10 protein-coding genes are annotated in these 17106 nt (G+C 70.7%); 5 read left to right on the plus strand and 5 right to left on the minus strand.

The features are described from left to right. Positions 1-59 precede the first annotated feature (59 nt). The 3 genes from putA to PGN14_RS15780 all read left to right on the plus strand — a co-directional run bounded on the left by putA (position 60) and on the right by PGN14_RS15780 (position 7305). Positions 60-3653 (plus strand): trifunctional transcriptional regulator/proline dehydrogenase/L-glutamate gamma-semialdehyde dehydrogenase, encoded by a 3594-nt coding sequence (putA, locus tag PGN14_RS15770; protein WP_335300533.1) that lies wholly within the window; start codon positions 60-62, stop codon positions 3651-3653. A 255-nt stretch (positions 3654-3908) separates the two neighbouring features. Further along, positions 3909-5054: a CaiB/BaiF CoA transferase family protein gene (locus tag PGN14_RS15775; protein ID WP_335300534.1), complete on the plus strand. Its 1146-nt coding sequence runs from the start codon at positions 3909-3911 to the stop codon at positions 5052-5054. 118 nt (positions 5055-5172) lie between these two features. Beyond that, positions 5173-7305, plus strand: coding sequence for a putative bifunctional diguanylate cyclase/phosphodiesterase (locus PGN14_RS15780; RefSeq protein WP_335300535.1), 2133 nt, complete (start codon positions 5173-5175; stop codon positions 7303-7305). A 122-nt stretch (positions 7306-7427) separates the two neighbouring features. Here the strand turns inward: PGN14_RS15780 and PGN14_RS15785 are convergent, their stop codons facing one another. The 5 genes from PGN14_RS15785 to PGN14_RS15805 form a co-directional block, all read right to left on the minus strand. Beyond that, entirely contained in the window at positions 7428-10259 is a 2832-nt protein-coding gene (locus PGN14_RS15785) for a TonB-dependent receptor domain-containing protein (RefSeq protein ID WP_335300536.1), read from the minus strand. Positions 10260-10502: 243 nt separating this feature from the next. Then, complete coding sequence (locus tag PGN14_RS15790) at positions 10503-11861, minus strand: sugar porter family MFS transporter (protein WP_335300537.1); 1359 nt, start codon at positions 11859-11861, stop codon at positions 10503-10505. A gap of 142 nt (positions 11862-12003) precedes the next feature. Next, positions 12004-12636 (minus strand): MSMEG_1061 family FMN-dependent PPOX-type flavoprotein, encoded by a 633-nt coding sequence (locus tag PGN14_RS15795; protein WP_335300538.1) that lies wholly within the window; start codon positions 12634-12636, stop codon positions 12004-12006. A gap of 52 nt (positions 12637-12688) precedes the next feature. After that, the gene (locus tag PGN14_RS15800) at positions 12689-13159 is read right to left on the minus strand and encodes a group I truncated hemoglobin (RefSeq protein ID WP_335300539.1); all 471 of its coding nucleotides are present in this window, start codon (positions 13157-13159) and stop codon (positions 12689-12691) included. Next, the gene (locus tag PGN14_RS15805) at positions 13159-14025 is read right to left on the minus strand and encodes a DUF3034 family protein (protein ID WP_335300540.1); all 867 of its coding nucleotides are present in this window, start codon (positions 14023-14025) and stop codon (positions 13159-13161) included. Before PGN14_RS15805 ends, PGN14_RS15800 begins: the two co-directional genes overlap by 1 nt. An 85-nt stretch (positions 14026-14110) precedes the next feature. On the opposite strand from PGN14_RS15805, the gene PGN14_RS15810 reads away from it, so the two are divergent. Together PGN14_RS15810 and PGN14_RS15815 are read left to right on the plus strand one after the other, a co-directional pair. Beyond that, complete coding sequence (locus PGN14_RS15810) at positions 14111-14701, plus strand: methylamine utilization protein (protein ID WP_335300541.1); 591 nt, start codon at positions 14111-14113, stop codon at positions 14699-14701. Positions 14702-14709: 8 nt separating this feature from the next. Then, the gene (locus PGN14_RS15815; RefSeq protein WP_335300542.1) at positions 14710-17106 is read left to right on the plus strand and encodes a putative bifunctional diguanylate cyclase/phosphodiesterase; all 2397 of its coding nucleotides are present in this window, start codon (positions 14710-14712) and stop codon (positions 17104-17106) included.

Genomic DNA, 17106 nt, shown 5'->3' on the forward strand with positions numbered 1-17106 from the left:
GTATGATCCTGCGCCATATGCGGGCGAATCGCCAGCACGCTTTCTGCTATGACGCGGGGATGACCCAGCCGCCTTTCGCCGATTTCGCTCCCCCGGTCCGCACGCCCACGCCGCTTCGCCGCCGCATCACCTCGGCCTATCGCCGCCCGGAGCAGGCGTGCATCGCCCCGCTGCTGGAGGAAGCGACGCTCGCCCCCGACCTGCGCGCCGCCGCGCAGGCGACCGCCGCCGCGCTGGTCACCGCGCTGCGCACCAAGCACAAGGGGACCGGCGTCGAGGGACTGGTGCAGGAATATGCGCTGTCCAGCCAGGAAGGCGTCGCGCTGATGTGTCTCGCGGAGGCGCTGCTGCGCATCCCCGATGACGCCACCCGCGATGCGCTGATCCGCGACAAGATCGCCGGCGGCGACTGGCGCGCGCATGCCGGCGACGGACGCTCGCTGTTCGTCAATGCCGCGAGCTGGGGGCTGGTGGTCACCGGCAAGCTGACCGGCAGCGTCAACGACAGCGGGCTGGCCGCCGCGCTCACCCGGCTGATCGCGCGCGCGGGCGAGCCGGTGATCCGCCGCGGCGTCGACATGGCGATGCGGATGATGGGCGAGCAGTTCGTGACCGGCGAGACGATCGGCGAGGCGCTGAAGCGCGCGCGTCCGCTGGAGGCGCGCGGCTTCCGCTACAGCTACGACATGCTGGGCGAGGCGGCGACCACCGCCGCCGATGCGGATCGCTATTATCGCGATTACGAAACCGCGGTCGAGGCGATCGGCCGCGCGGCCCGCGGCAAGGGGCCGTATGAAGGCCCGGGCATCTCGATCAAGCTCTCCGCGCTCCACCCGCGCTACGTCCGCGCGCAGGCGGGGCGCGTCATGGCGGAGCTGCTGCCGCGGGTGAAGGCGCTGGCGCTGATCGCGAAGCGCCACGACATCGGCCTCAACATCGATGCCGAGGAGGCCGACCGGCTGGAACTGTCGCTCGACCTGCTCGAATCGCTCGCCACCGACCGCGATCTGGCGGGCTGGGGCGGTCTCGGCTTCGTCGTACAGGCCTATGGCAAGCGCTGCCCCTTCGTGATCGACTGGATCGTCGATCTCGCCCGCCGGTCGCGCCGCCGCCTCATGGTGCGGCTGGTCAAGGGGGCCTATTGGGATGCGGAGATCAAGCGCGCGCAGGTCGACGGCCTCGCCGATTTCCCGGTCTATACCCGCAAGATCCACACCGATGTCGCCTATGTCGCGTGCGCCCGCCGGCTGCTGGCGGCGAAGGACGCGGTGTTTCCGCAATTCGCCACCCACAATGCGCAGACGCTGGCGACGATCTATCACCTCGCCGGCCCCGATTTCGCGCTCGGCGACTATGAATTCCAGTGCCTCCACGGCATGGGCGAGCCGCTGTACGACGAGGTGGTCGGCCGCGGGAAGCTGAACCGCCCGTGCCGCATCTACGCCCCCGTCGGCACGCACGAGACATTGCTGGCCTATCTGGTCCGCCGCCTGCTCGAAAACGGCGCCAATTCCTCCTTCGTCAACCGCATCGCCGACCCCGAGGTGCCGATCGCGGAGCTGGTCGCCGACCCGGTCCAGACCGTCCGCGCGATGACCGCGCCCGGGCAGAAGCATCCGCAGATCGCGCTGCCGCACGACCTGTACGGCGACCGCGCCAATTCGGACGGCCTCGACCTGTCCGACGAGCGCACGCTCGCCGCGCTGTCGGAGGCGCTGCCCGCCGCTGGCCCGTGGCTTGCCGGTGGAAACGGCGTGCCGCGCGACGTCCTCAACCCCGCCGATCACCGCGACCGCGTCGGCATCGTCCATGAAATGACACCGGAGCAGGCTGCCGACGCCGCCCGGCTGGCGCACGCCGCCGCGCCGCGCTGGGCCGCCGTCCCCGCGACCGAGCGCGCCGCGATCCTGGAGCGCGCCGCCGACGCGATGCAGGCGCGGATGCCGCACCTGCTGGCGCTGATCGTGCGCGAGGCGGGCAAGTCGCTGCCCAACGCCATCGCCGAGGTGCGCGAGGCGATCGACTTCCTGCGCTATTATGCGCAGCAGGCGCGCACCACGCTGGGCAATGCGCAACGTCCGCTGGGCGTCGTCACCTGCATCAGCCCGTGGAACTTCCCGCTCGCGATCTTCACCGGGCAGGTCGCCGCCGCGCTGGTCGCGGGCAATGCGGTGCTCGCCAAGCCCGCGGAGGAAACCCCGCTGATCGCCGCACAGGGCGTGGCGCTGCTCCACGAGGCGGGCGTCCCCGCCGACGCGCTCCAGCTCGTCCCCGGCGATGGCGCGATCGGCGCGGCGCTGGTCGCCGCGATCGAGACGGCGGGCGTGATGTTCACCGGCTCGACCGAGGTCGCGCGGCTGATCCAGAAGCAGCTTGCCACCCGCCTGTCCGCCGATGGCGCGCCGATCCCGCTGATCGCGGAAACCGGCGGGCAGAATGCGATGATCGTCGACAGCTCCGCGCTGGCCGAACAGGTGGTGGCGGACGTCATCGCGTCGGCGTTCGACAGCGCGGGCCAGCGCTGCTCCGCGCTGCGCATCCTGTGCCTTCAGGAGGAGGTCGCCGACCGCACGCTGGCGATGGTCAAGGGCGCGCTCCACGAATTGTCGATCGGCCGCACCGATCGCCTCGCGACCGATATCGGCCCCGTCATCACCGCCGAGGCCAAGGAGAATATCGAGCGCCACATCGCCCGCATGCGCGACGCCGGGCACATGGTGGAGCAGGCGCAGCTGGCCGGTGACATCGCGCACGGCACCTTCGTGGCGCCGACCATCATCGAGCTGGACGATCTCGGCGCGCTGGAACGCGAGGTGTTCGGCCCCGTCCTCCACATCGTCCGCTTCCGCCGTGACCGGCTCGACCAGTTGATCGACCGCATCAACGCCACCGGCTATGGCCTCACCTTCGGGCTGCACACGCGGCTGGACGAGACGATCGCGCACGTCACATCGCGGGTGAAGGCGGGCAACCTCTACATCAACCGCAACGTCATCGGCGCGGTGGTCGGCGTCCAGCCGTTCGGCGGGCGCGGGCTGTCGGGCACCGGACCGAAGGCGGGCGGGCCGCTATATCTGGGGCGGCTGGTGACCGGCGCCCCGCTGCCCCCCGCGATCGCCTCCGACGAGGCCGACCCGGCCGCGCGCGACCTCGCACGCTGGCTGGAGGAGGCGGGCGATGCCGTCGCGGCGGCGCGGGTGCGCGATGCCGTGGCGGCGTCGCTGCTCGGCGCGCAGGTGGCGCTGGACGGCCCGGTCGGCGAGCGCAACCTCTACGCGATCCACCCGCGCGGCCGCGTGCTGCTGCTGCCCGCGACCCGCGCCGGGCTGGTGGAGCAACTGGGCATGGCGCTGGCCGGCGGCAACGAGGTCGTCGTCGGCGATGCGGCCGCCTTGCGCTGCGACCTGCCCGCGAGCGTGGCGCAGCGGGTCCGCTGGGCCGACGACTGGCGCGCCGCGGGGCCATATGCGGGCGCGCTGATCGAGGACGATGCACAGGCGACGCTGGCCGCGCTGGCGGACCTGCCGGGACCGATCGTCCTGCCGCAGACCGCGGCCGGCGGATACCGGCTGGAGTGGCTGGTCGAGGAGGTGTCGACCTCGATCAACACCACCGCCGCCGGCGGCAACGCCAGCCTGATGGCGATGGTGTGACGACCTGAAAGCCCCTCCCCTTCAGGAGTGTCAGGTCGGTCATGCCCCCGGCATGACCTAAACGATGCGGGGCATCGTTTACCTGACACTGGGTTGGGGGTGGGGGAGGTCTCACCGAGACTATCGCTCGTGACCGCCCCACCCCAACCCCTCCCCTGAAGGGGAGGGGCTTTTAGGCCACCTTTACGCCCGTTCAACACGCGCCTAACCTCCTGTCCTCACGGCCGAACGAGCCGCACGATCAGGAGAGCGCCCTTGCTGAACGGTATCCGCGTCATCGAACTGGCGAGCTATATCGCCGGCCCCGGCGCCTGCGGGCTGCTCGCCGACTGGGGTGCGGAGGTCATCAAGGTGGAGACGCCCGCGGGCGATCCGTTCCGCCATTTCTATGCCTCGGTCGGGCGCGACGATGCCGAGAATCGCGTGTTCGAGAACGACAACCGCTCCAAGCGCTCGATCGTCCTCGACCTCTCCACCGATGACGATGCGGAGGTGCTGCGCCGGCTGGTCGCCACCGCCGACGTCTTCGTCACCAACACCCGGCCGCAAAGCCTGGAGCGGCTCGGCCTGTCGTGGGAGCGGCTGCGCGCGATCAAGCCCGACCTGATCTTCGCCGGCTTCACCGGCTATGGCGCGACGGGTCCGGAGGCGGACCAGCCCGGGTTCGACATCACCGCCTTCTGGGCGCGCTCCGGCCTGTGTACGCTCACCACGGTGAAGGGCGGCGATCCGGCGCAGCTGCGCACCGGGATCGGCGACCATATGTCGGCGATGGGGCTGGCGGCGGGCGTCATGGCCGCGCTGTTCCATCGCGAACGCACCGGCGAGGGGCAGAAGATCGAGACCTCGCTGCTGCGCATGGGCGTCTATGCCGCCTCGTCCGAACATGCGGTGCAGTTGCAGATGGGCAAGCTCGCCTCCACCAAGCCGCGGCACGAGACGATCAACCCGCTCAACAATTTCTTCCGCACCGCCGACGGGCAATGGTTCGTGGTGGTGCCGCGGCAGGGGGCGGACGATTTCCCCCGCTTCGCGCGCGCGATCGGGCGGCCGGAGCTGACGCAGGATCCGCGCTTCGACGGGGTACGAGCGCGGCGCGCCAACGGGCCGGCGCTGGTCGACCTGCTCGACGAGGGTTTCGGCGCGATGACCTGGGACGAGGCGCGCGCGGCGCTGAAACGCGAGAATCTGATCTACGGCCCGGTCCAGTCGGTGGCGCAGGCGACGCAGGACGCGCAGGCGCAGGCCGCGGGCTGCTATACCGAGATCACCGGCGCGGACGGCGTCGCGATGCGGCTGCCCGCGACCCCGATCGATTTCGAGGCGGCACGTCCTGCCGCGCGCCCCGCCCCCGCATTGGATGCCGACGGCGCGGCCATCCGCGCCGAACTGGGGCTGTGACGGTCGCCGGCGCGATGTAACGGTACGGTAGCGGACATTGCACGGGCGCATGGAAAGCGTCCGCGGGGCAGGTTGCAAGGGAATAGTAAGGCGCGATCTGCTAGGCGCACGCAATTATATGCTGCCGCAGTCGATCTCCACTCGCGTCCTGTCCGCCTTTGCGGCGGTGTTCGTGCTGGCGCTGGCGCTGCTGTCGGGCGGCGTGCTGACGGTCGACGACGTCCGGGCGGAGAACGATCGCGTCCAGCAGTTGAGCGGGATGCTCGCCGCCGAGGAAGAGCATGACCAGGTCCAGCAGCAGCTTCGGCTGGGACTCGGCGAGGTGACGCGCGTCGCGGAGCGCGGGCAGCCGGTGCCCGTCGCGGCGCGGAGGCGGACCGAGGAGGCGCTGCGCCGCTTCGCCGAGAACCGCGGCGGGATGACCGTCGCCGCATCGCGCGCGCTGGGCCGGCTGGACCACGATCGCATGAGCGCTGGGGGCGACGGCGGCGAGCCGCTGGCGGCCGAGATCCGGCTGGCGGTGACCGAGCGGCGCGAGGCCGCGCGCCGCTTCGCCGCGATCGGCGCCGATCTGCTGCGCGCCGCGCTCGACGATCCCGCCGGGATCAAGCCGCGCATGCCGGGCTTCCTCGCCGGGCTGAAACGGCTGGAACATGCGCGCAGCGACCTCAGGCTGCGGCTGGTGCGCGGGATCGATGCCGAGGTGTCGCACAATGCGCGCAAGATGCAGCGCAGCATCGATCGCGTGCTGCTGGGCGGCGCGGTCCTGCTGATCGTCATCATGCTGCTGGCGACGTGGCTGCGCCGCCGCGTGATCTTTCCGATCGTGGAGATCGCCGACCGGCTGCGCCAGTTCAACGCCGGGCTGGACGCCAGCGTCGTCGTCCCCGGGCTGGAGCGGCGCGACGAGCTGGGCGAGCTGGCGCGCGGGCTTGCCGAATATCGCCACGCGATGGTGGAGCGGCGCGAGGCGGAGCGGCGCGTCGCCTTCCTGGCGCATCACGACGTGCTGACCGGGCTGCCCAACCGCCTGATGTTCGAGGAGCGGCTGGCGCACGAGCTCGCCCGCGCGAGGCGCACCGGGGAGCGGGTGGCGGTGTTCGCGATCGACCTGGACGAGTTCAAGGCGATCAACGACCGCTTCGGCCATGCCGGCGGCGATGCCGCGCTCAGGAAGGCGGCAACCTTGCTGTCCGACGGGGTGCGCAGCGACGATCTGGTCGCGCGGCTGGGCGGCGACGAATTCGCGATCATCCAGGTGGCCCGCGATCAGCCGCGCGCGGCGGAGGGGTTGCTGGCGCGGCTGTTCGATGCGCTGGCGGCGACGGCGAGCGACGACATCGCGCTGCGGATGAGCGTGGGCGTCGCCATCTCCGGCCCGGACATGGCGTTCGAGGAACTCTACAACCTCGCCGACATGGCGATGTACCGCGCCAAGTCGGAGGGGCGGAACACCGCGCGCTTCTTCGACGAGGGGCTGAAGGAGGAGGTGCGGCTGCGCTGGCGGCTGGGCCACGATCTGGAGGGCGCGATCGAGCGCGGCGAGATGTACCTCGCCTATCAGCCGATCGCCGACGCGCGCACCTTGCGTGTCGAGGGGTATGAGGCGCTGCTGCGCTGGTCGCATCCGGAGCTGGGCGAGATCTCGCCCGAGCTGTTCATCCCGCTCGCCGAATCCAGCGGCGGGATCGGCGCGATCGGGCTGTGGGTCGCCGACCGCGCGATGGCGACCGCGGCGCAATGGGATCCGCGGCTGTCGCTCGCGCTCAACCTGTCGGCGATCCAGTTCCGCCACGACCGGCTGGCCGAATCGCTGCTGGCGCTGGCGCGGCGGCACGGTATCGCGCCCGCCCGGCTGGAGTTCGAGGTGACCGAGAGCGCGACGCTGCTGGGGGTCAATCGCGCCGCCGCGCTGACCGCGCTGCGCGCGTTGCAGGACGCGGGCGCGCGCGTGGTGATGGACGATTTCGGCACCGGCCATTCGTCGCTCGGCAACCTGCGCGAATTCCGCTTCGACAAGCTGAAGATCGATCGCAGCTTCGTCATGTCGATGCTCGACCACGCCCCCTCCGCCTCGATCGTGCGCAGCATCATCGCGCTGGGGCACAGCCTGGGCGTCCCCGTCGTGGCCGAGGGGGTCGAGGGCGAAGGCGAACTCGCCGCGCTGCGCGCCAGCGGCTGCCACCAGGTGCAGGGCTATCTGATCGGCCGCCCCGCCCGGATGGCGGAGGAACGCTGTATCGAAGCCTAGCGGCGCCCCTCCTCCCCGTCATGCCGGGCTTGACCCGGCATCCATCTCACCCCGAACGCTTGCGCCCGCGGCACCATGGGCCCCGGGTCAAGCCCGGGGTGACGGCGCGTCCGTGACGGCCCCTACCGCTTCACCGTGAACGACACCCCGAAGCGCCGCCCGATCACGTCATACGATTGCGGGAAGGTGTTCGCGTCCGCCGAATTGGTGAACGCCAGCGGCGGCTGGCGATCGAGCACATTGTCGACGCCGACGATGAACCGCGCCCGCTCGCTCACGTCGAACGACACCGCCAGGTCGAGATAATGCTGCGGCCCGATCCGCTCGACCAGATAGGTGGTCGCGGCGTCGTCGCGCACGGCGCCCTCGGTCCGCCACGTCACGCGCACCGACACGTCCTGCGCGCCCAGCGAGGCATCGACGCGGTGGCGATAGCGCGGCAGCGCGCGCCGCACCTCCAGCCCGCAGGTCGCGCCGAACCGCCCGGCGCATTCCACCACCGGTGCGGTGGAGCCGTTCTGCTGCTTCTGGCTCAGCACGATCGTCCCCGCATAGCTCAGCCCGGCACGCAGGCCCGCGACGTCGAACCCGTAGTCGCCCGTCACGTCGATCCCGCGCGAGGTCAGCAGCGCGACGTTGATGTCGGAACTGTCGACCGAGGCGAGCTGCCCGTTCGCCTGCCGCTTCACCTGCTGGCAGAACACGTTGTTGATATCGCGCGCCACCACGAAGCACGTATCCAGCGTCGCCTGCGGCAGCACCGCGCCCACCGCATTGTCGATGCGGATGTCGTAATAGTCCGCGGTCAGCGTCAGCCCGGGGAGAAACCGCGGCGTCAGCACCGCGCCCGCGGTCCAGGTCTTGCCCGTCTCCGGCCGGATCGTCGACCGCCCGCCGAAGATGAACAGCGCGCCGGTCAGATCCTGCACATAGCCGCCCGCGGGCGCGCCGCTCGCGGTGCAGGTCGCGACCGAGGCGCCCGACGCGGTCGGGTTGGCGCACGGGTCGACCGCACGCCCCTGCAACGGGATCGACGAGGTCGCGCCGAACAGCTCGCCGATATTGGGCGCGCGCACCACCCGCTGATAGCTGCCGCGCAGGCGCAGGTCGGGCGACGGTGCCCAGTCGCCGCCCAGCTTCCACGCATCCACCGCGCCGCTGGTCGAATAATCGGAGCGGCGATACGCCCCCTCGACGTTCAGCCGGTGGACGAACGCCACGTCCGCCAGCAACGGCGCGCGCGCCTCGACGAACACGTCCTTCACGTCATAGCCGCCCGCGAAGTCAACGCGCGTGCCCTGGTTGAACGTCTGGCCGGCGCGCGCGATCGCGCCATAGGTGTTGCGCCCGCGCTCGTCGCGATATTCGAAGCCGGCGACCAGGTCGATCGGCCCACCCGGCAGGCGCAGGAAATTGCCGCTGTCCGCCGACAGCGTGATGCCGGTCACCACCTGCTCGCGGCGGCGGCCCTGCGCCACCGGCTCGTCGATATAGGCCGCCGCCGCTGCGCTGATCGCACCCGCGCCGAAGATGTTGGCGGGCACGCAGCCGTTGGACGCATCCGCGCACACCGCCGCGCCGCTGCCGTCGACGGTCGCGTTCGCCGCCTGCTGGAACCGGGTCAGCACGCCCTCGCCATAGATCGGGCTCGACTCGTCGCTGCGCCCATACTGGCCATAGGCGTCCCAGCGGACGCCCGCGATCGTGCCGCGCAGCCCCAGCTGCCCCTGCCACGTTTCGCGCGTGGTCTCGGTCACGCGGTCGCCCAGTTCGCCCAGCGAGCGCGTGACGGTCAGCAGCGTGGCGCTGTTGCCGCCCAGCGCGCCGTCGTTGGTGCGGTTGAACGCGGGCGCCAGGATCGCCTGCAACTGCGGCGTCAGATAGGGATTGTCGCGCCGGATCAGCACATTGGCAGCAACCGTCGCCGGCGGCAGCGCGTCGCGCACCTTGCTGTTGCCGTACATGCCGCGCCCGTACAGCTCGACCCCGTCGGCGACGTCGTAGTGGAAGAACAGGCTGGCATTGTAGCGCCGCTGCGACAGCACCAGCGACTCCCGCCCGCTCAGCACGCTGCTGGTCGCGGCCGGCGACAGCGAACCGTCGTCGTTATAGCCGAAGGTGCTGCCCAGCGCGCCGCCGCCCAGCCCGCGCAGGTCGAACACATTGGCCCCGTCCGCGCGCCGGAAGAAGCCGCCCAGCGGCCGCGCGGTAGTGACGCCGGTGTCGGACCGCTCGGGTGCTGCGAAGGCGCGGTCGCGCTTGAACAGCGGGTCGCGCTCCGACCAGCCGAGATAAACCGCGACATTGCCGCGCCCGCCCAGGTCCTTGCCCCAGGTCAGGTTCGCGCCGCGCGATCCGGCATCGCCGCGCTCCGAGATGTTGGAGACGATCTGCGCCTCCAGCCCGGTGAAGTTGCGCTTGGTGATGAAGTTGACGACGCCTGCGACCGCATCCGAGCCATAGACCGCGGCGGCGCCGCCGGTCAGCACGTCGACCCGCTCGACCAGCGGCGCGGGGATGGAATTGAGGTCGACCGAGTTGCGGAAGCCGAACGGCGCGCCGCGCGTGCCGTCGATCAGCACCAATGTCCGGTTCTGCCCCAGCCCGCGCAGGTCGGCGGTCGCCGCGCCGCGCGAGTCCGCGCCGTTGGACGACGCGCCGAAGCTGCCGACGAATTGCGGCAGGCGGTTGAGCACGCTCTCGACGTTCAGCGCGCGATCCAGCGCGATCGCCTCTGCATCGACCGAGGCGACCGGGCTGACCGCGGTGACGCCCGGGCGCGTGATCCGCGTGCCGGTGACGACGATGTCCTGCCCGGCCGTGCCCTCGCCTTCGGCGGGCGCATCGACCGCGGTCGCGCCCGGTGCCGGTGTGACCTGCGCCGCGGCGCTGCCGCCCGCGATCAGCGCGACCAGCGCGGTGCCCAGCAGAAGCCTTTCGAAAGTGCGTACCATCGTCCCCGCGCCCCCATCAAAGTGGTATTATTGTCGTTCCTACCTGTATGCAGACGACACGGGAATTGGTCTGGTTTGTCAAGAGGCGGTTAGTGGTAGGGACATCAAGCCAAACACCGTTCGCCCTGAGGAGCCATTGAGCGAAGTCGAAATGGCGTCTCGAAGGGCAGATGCTTCGAGACGAGGCTTCGACAAGCTCAGCCTCTCCTCAGGACGAACGGAGGTGGTGTGCGGCAAATCCCGTCAATGCACCCGCGCGCCCATGTCCTCCAGCGCGACGCCATTGGTCTCCGGCATGAAGCGCCGCACCCAGACCAGTTGCGCCAGCATCATCGCGCCGAAGAAGAAGAACACGAACCCGCCCAGCGCCCCCGCCACGACCGGGAACAGCCAGGTGATCGCCGCCGCCATCACCCAATGCGTGGTGGACCCCAGCGCCTGCCCCTTGCCCCGCACCTCGCTGGGGAACACCTCCGACAGGAACACCCAAATCACCGCGCCCTGGCTGACCGCGAAGGCGGCGATGAACCCCATCAGGCCCAGCAGCACCAACGTCCCGTCCGGCCGCGCCGCCTCCAGCTGGATACCGACCAGGATCAGCGCGGCGGCGCAGGCGACCGACCCGACGTACAGCAACGGCTTGCGCCCGAACCGGTCGATCAGGAACAGCGCCAGCACGGTGAAGGCCAGATTGGTCCCCCCCACCGCGATCGACTGAAGCAAGGCGCTGTCTGCCCCCGCCCCACCCAGCGCGAAGATGCGCGGCGCATAATATAGCAGCGCGTTGATGCCGGAGAGCTGGTTGAACATCGCGATCGCGATCGCGCACCCGACCGGGGTGGCGTAACGGCGCTGGAACAGCCGCGGCGCCGATCTGTCCTCCACGCGCGCTTCCTGCATTCGCGCCAGCTCCGCCTCCGGCGCGGGGAAGCCCAGCCGCCGCATCACCGCCAGCGCCTGCGCCGCGCGCGCGTTGACCGCATACCAGCGCGGCGTGTCGGGCAGCGTCAGCGTCACCAGCAGGAACACCGCCGACGGCACCGCGACGATCCCCAGCATCCACCGCCACGCATTCTCGCCCGGGACGAGCTGCGCGATCACGTAATTGGACGCGAACGCGATCAGGATGCCCAGCACGATGTTGAGCTGGTTGAGCGCCACGAGCCGCCCGCGGAACCGCGCCGGCGACACTTCGGCGATATAGACCGGCGTCACCACCGACGCCGCGCCGATCGCCAGCCCGCCCAGGAAGCGGAACGCCAGCAGCATGGTCCAGCTCGCCGCCAGCGCCGCCCCCAGCGAGGACACGACATAGGCCACCGCCACCACCAGCAGCATCGGCTTGCGCCCATAGCGATCGGCCGGCGCACCCGCGATCAGCGATCCGATGACGGTGCCGATCAGCGCCGATGCGACGGTGAACCCCAGCGCGCCGTCGGTCAGCGCGAACCGTGCCTGCAACGCGGTCGTGGTGCCGGAAATGACCGCGGTGTCGAACCCGAACAGCAACCCGCCCAGTGCGGCGCCCAGCGCGCTCACCACGATCGCGGCGGTCACGCGGGCCTCTTCGTCGCGCGCGGGCGACGGAACGGTCGGGGTCATGGCAGTCTCCGCTGGACGCCGACCGTGAGGGTCGGCGCGCGGGCGTTACGCGATGCCGTGCCGCCACTCAATCGCGGCGTCGCCCTTCGTCATGCCGGACATGATATGGAAGCCCCGGGGTGACGGGTGACGGGCACTCCCCTCAATACAGGTTCGTCGCCGCATCATGCTCCAGCGCGGCGTCGATCGTCTCCGCCGGTACGGCGAGGCGGAACTGGTCGCGCGCGATCTGGCCCAGCGTCGGGAAATCGCCCCGCGCCACATGCCGCTCCGGATTCCACAGGGCGGACCGGCGCAACGCCTTCGAACAATGGAAATACACCTCCTGCGTCTCGACCACGACGACACTGCGCGGCGGCTTTCCGTCATGCGTGAAGCGCGTCATCAGGTCGGGTGCGACGGTGATGTGCGCAAGGCCGTTGATGCGCATCATGTCGTCGATCCCGGGCAGGAAGAACAGCATCCCCACCGCCGGATCGGCGACGATATTGACCAGCGTATCCAGCCGGTTGTTGCCCGGCCGGTCGGCGAAGGCGACGTGGCGGTCGTCGAGCGCATGGACCCCGCCCGGCTCGCCCCCGCGCGGCGAGACGTCCGCGGCGCCGTCGCCGCGCTGCGATCCGATGCAGAAGAACGGCGACAGTTCCAGGAAACGGCGGCTGTGGCGGTCGAGTTGCGGGAACGCCTTCGCCTTCACCCCGGCCGACGCCTCGCCATAGATCGCCCGCAACGCCGCTTCGCTGGTCAGCCGGTACGGATCGTCCGCGCCCATCATCCTCTCCTTCATGCGACTTCATCGCAATAGCATGAGGGAGAGGGCGAGTCGATCAGCGCACCACCACCTCGCGCTTCATCGGCGCCAGCTTCGCCAGCAGGCGGTTCTGCGCCGCGAACGGCACGCCCTCCGCGCGCATCGCCGCCTGCAGATTCTCGACCAGTGCGCCCAGATCGGCCTGTTGCAGCCCCATGTCCTTGTGCGCCGCCTTCATGTCGCGCCCGGTATAGGTGCAGCCGCCGCCCAGGATGTAGCAGAATTGCTCCTTCAGCGTCCGGCGCAACCGCACCAGATCCTGCCCCTTGAAGATGTCGCTGATGCGCGGATCGGCGACGTTGCGTGCGACCAGCCCCTCGACGATCCGGTCCACCCCCGCGCGCCCGTGGAACGCGCGCCACAGCGCGTCGCCCGCGACCGGCGTCGCGCCGGCATTGGCGTCCTGCTGGACATAGGGCGCCACCGGCTCCTCGCCCGCCGGCACCGCCGCCTGGAGGAGCAGCGCCGCGATCACGATCATCGCCATCAGAATCCTCCCTGCACCTGGACGAACAGCCCGCGCTGTCCGCGCACCGTCGCGATCGACCCCAGGTCGACATAGGCCGCGGTCAGCGTCAGGTTGCGTTGCACCGCCCAGGCCGCGAACACGTCGAACGTATCGTCCTCCCGCGCGAAGCCCAGCCGGTCGGGCTTGCTGCGATATTCCGCCCCCACCACCAGCCGCGGCGACAACAGCTTGCCGACCGATCCCTCGAACTGCGCGCCATAGGCGTTGCCGCGATCCCCGCCATGCCCCAGCAGTCCGAACTGGTTCGCGCGCGTCATCCGCAGCGTCGCGTCCAGCAGCAGTCCCTGCGACAGGATCAGCTTCGTCGCGGAGACATAGACGTCCGTCCCCGCGCTCGCGCGACCGCCGACCGCGGCGATCACCGCGCGCTGGTCCGCGCGCTTGTGCTGCACGCCGATCGCGATCTGCGGCAGCACGCGGTCCTGCGCCCAGACCGCGTCGCCCGCGACGCGCAGCTTCGCGCCGAACACGTCCTGTTTGAAGGTGAAATTGCGCCCCAGCCCCAGTGTCGCGCCGGCCGCGCGCGTGTCGAACGCCTGATGCGCATAGGAGATCTCGACCCGGTCGTAGAAGCCGAGCGATCCGCCCACCGTCTTCAGCGTGAAATCGGGCAGCGCCACCAGCGTCGCCGCCGCGGTGCCGCCGACGCCGCGATCGGTCTCGTTCCCGGCGATCACCGCCCAGGTGGCGAGCCCGCCGCCCGCGCTGCCCTCCACCGTGCCGACGCCATCGGTCAGCACCAGCTTGCCGCCGGAGCGCCCGTCATTGGCCATGGCCGGAGCCGCACCCGCCAGCGCGGCGGCGAAGAGAAACCATCGGATCATCGCCGCCTCCATGCCCGCGGATTCGTTCATTCCGGGTAAAACGGAAATTTACATCTGTGTAAGGAGCTTCGGCTAAGCAGCTGGCATGAAACGCCTCCTCGCGACCGCCGCGGCCTGCTGCCTGTCCGCCACCGCCGCCGCGGCAGCCCCGGTGGCGGTCGACGTGCGCGGGCCGGACGGCCGCCCGCTGGCAGGTGCGGTGGTGACGGTGGAGATGCCCGGCGTCGCCGCCCCCGCCCCGCGCGGCGATTATGCGGTGGAGCAGAAGGACATCCAGTTCCAGCCGCACGTCCTGATCGTGCCCGTCGGCGCGACCGTCGCCTTCCCCAATCGCGACCGCGTGCGCCACCACGTCTATTCCTTCTCCAAGCCGCGCAAGTTCGACCTGAAGCTGTACGGGCGCGAGGAAGCGCGCAGCGTCACCTTCGACAAGCCGGGCGCGGTCACCCTGGGGTGCAACATCCACGATACGATGAACGGCGTCGTCTTCGTCACCGCCACGCCGTTCGCGGCGCAGACCGACGCCGCGGGCCGCGTCTCCTTCGCCGGCGTGCCCGCGGGGCAGGCGACGGTGCGCGTCTGGCATCCCTCGATCCGCGCCGCGGGCAACACGCTGGCGCAACCGCTGGCGGTGACCGCGGCGGGCGCGACCTCGCACCTCGTCATCCGGCGCTGACGCGCACCATGCGGCTCGCTCCGCCACGCTGGCGCTTCGACAGCCTGCGCAGCAGGTGGCGCTTCGACAGCCTGCGTAGCAGGTGGCGCTTCCGCAGCCTGCGCAGCCGGTTGTCGGTGCTGTACGCCGGGCTGTTCGCGGGCGCGCTGATCCTAGTCGCGCTGACCACGCAATGGATCGTGGAGCGCACCGCGCGCGCCTCGGTGGTGGCGGACCTGTCGGCCAGCGCGGCGGTGTACGACCGGCTGTGGCGGCTGCGCGAACAGGCGCTGGCGGACAGCGGCGCGGTGCTGGCGCGCGACTTCGGCTTCCGCAGCGCGGTGGCGTCGAACGACCGCGCGACGATCGCCTCCGCGCTCGACACGCTGCGCGACCGTGCACGGGTGACGCGCGCGATGGTGGTGACGGTCGACGGCACGGTGATCGGTGCCGACGGCGCGCTCGCCGCCAGCGTCGCGCACCTGCCGGAGCCGGGCGCGGGCGCGGTGCGCGACGGCGTGATGCAGGTCGGCGACACCACCTGGCGCGCCGTCGTCGTGCCGATCCTGGCGCCCGACGAGATCGGCTGGCTGGTGTTCGTGATGCGGCTCGACGCGACCGAGATGCGCGCGCTGGCGACGTTGTCGTCGATCCCGCTGGTCGCGACCATCCTACACCGCACGCCCGACCATGGCTGGACCAGCGCGGATGGCGGCCTGACGCTGGGTGCCCCGGTCGAGGCGATGCTGGCGAAGGAGCGCGGGCACGGCCTGACCACGCTGTCGCTGCCGCAGGGCACCGCCTTTGCCACCGTCAAGCCGCTGGCCGGCATGTCGGGCGGGGTCGCGGCGGTGCTGCTGCTGACCTATCCCTACGACCTCGCCTTCGCGCCGTTCCGCCCGCTGCAATGGGGCATCGCGCTGGCGGGCGTGCTGGCGCTGGTGGTGGTGATCGTCGCGACCGGGCGGCTGACGCGGCGCATCGTCCGCCCGATCGCCGCGCTGGACGCCGCCGCCCGCGCGCTGGAGGCGGGCGACCGCACCGAGGTGGCGATCGAGAGCGAGGACGAGATCGGCCGCCTCGCCGACAGCTTCAACCGCATGTCGAGCGGGATCGTCGAGCGCGAGAACCGCATCGCGCACCTCGCCTTCCACGACTCGCTGACCGGGCTGCCCAACCGCGTCTCGCTGCGCCAGATGCTGGAGCAGAAGGTGGAGCGCGCCGCGCGCACCGGCACGCAGGTGGGGGTGATGTGCCTCGACCTCGACGGGTTCAAGGGCGTCAACGACACGCTGGGGCATCCGGTCGGCGATGCGGTGCTGGTCTCCTTCGCGCAGCTGCTGCTGGCGACCGCGTCGGACGCCTTTGTCGCACGGCTGGGCGGGGACGAATTCGCGATCGTCTTCCTCGACGCGCAGGCGGGGGAGCGCGCGCGGTCGTGGTCGCGCGCGCTGATGGAGCGGATGGCGGAGCCGTTCGACGCCGGCGATCATCAGCTGGCGATCGGCACCAGCATCGGCATCGCGCTCTATCCCGGCGACGGCGGCGATGCGGAACAGCTGCTCAAGAACGCCGACCTCGCGCTGTATCGCGCCAAGCAGGAAGGGCGCAGCAACTTCCGCTTCTTCGAACCCGCGCTGGACGAGGCCGCGCGCAAACGCCACGAAATGGAGCTGGACCTGCGCACCGCGCTGAAGACGCGGCAGTTCCGCCTCGTTTTCCAGCCGATCGTCGATCTCAAGAGCGGGCGCGTCGGCTGTTTCGAATCGCTGCTGCGGTGGCATCATCCCGTGCGCGGGCTCGTCTCGCCGGCCGATTTCGTGCCGATCGCCGAGGAAACCGGGCTGATCGTCGCGATCGGCGAATGGGTGATGCACGAGGCCTGCCGCGTCGCCGCGGCGTGGCCCGATCATGTCCGCGTCGCGGTCAACGTCTCGCCGTTGCAGTTCCGCAATCCCGGCTTCCAGGCGATCGTGCTTCAGGCGCTGGCGCGCAGCGGGCTGGCGCCGAAGCGGCTGGAGGTGGAGATCACCGAATCGATCTTCATCGACGGGGAGGAGAATGTGACGTCGGTGCTCCACCGGCTGCGCGCGATGGGCGTGCGCGTCGCGCTCGACGATTTCGGCACCGGCTATTCCTCGCTCAGCTACCTGCGCAGCTTCCCGTTCGACAAGATCAAGATCGACCGTTCGTTCGTGACCGGCATCGCAGGCGACCGCGGCGCGACCGCGATCGTGCGCGCGATCGTCGACCTCGCCAACGCGCTCGACATGGAAACCACCGCGGAAGGGGTGGAGGACGACGCCCAGCTCGCCAGCCTGCGCCGGCAGGGGTGCAGCAGCATCCAGGGCTTCCTCTTCAGCCGCCCGCTGGAGGAAGACGACGCCGCCGCCTACGTCCGCGCCGCCATCGTCCACGCGGCGTGA

It is taken from the genome of Sphingomonas adhaesiva (genome assembly GCF_036946305.1).
Lineage (GTDB): Bacteria > Pseudomonadota > Alphaproteobacteria > Sphingomonadales > Sphingomonadaceae > Sphingomonas > Sphingomonas adhaesiva_B.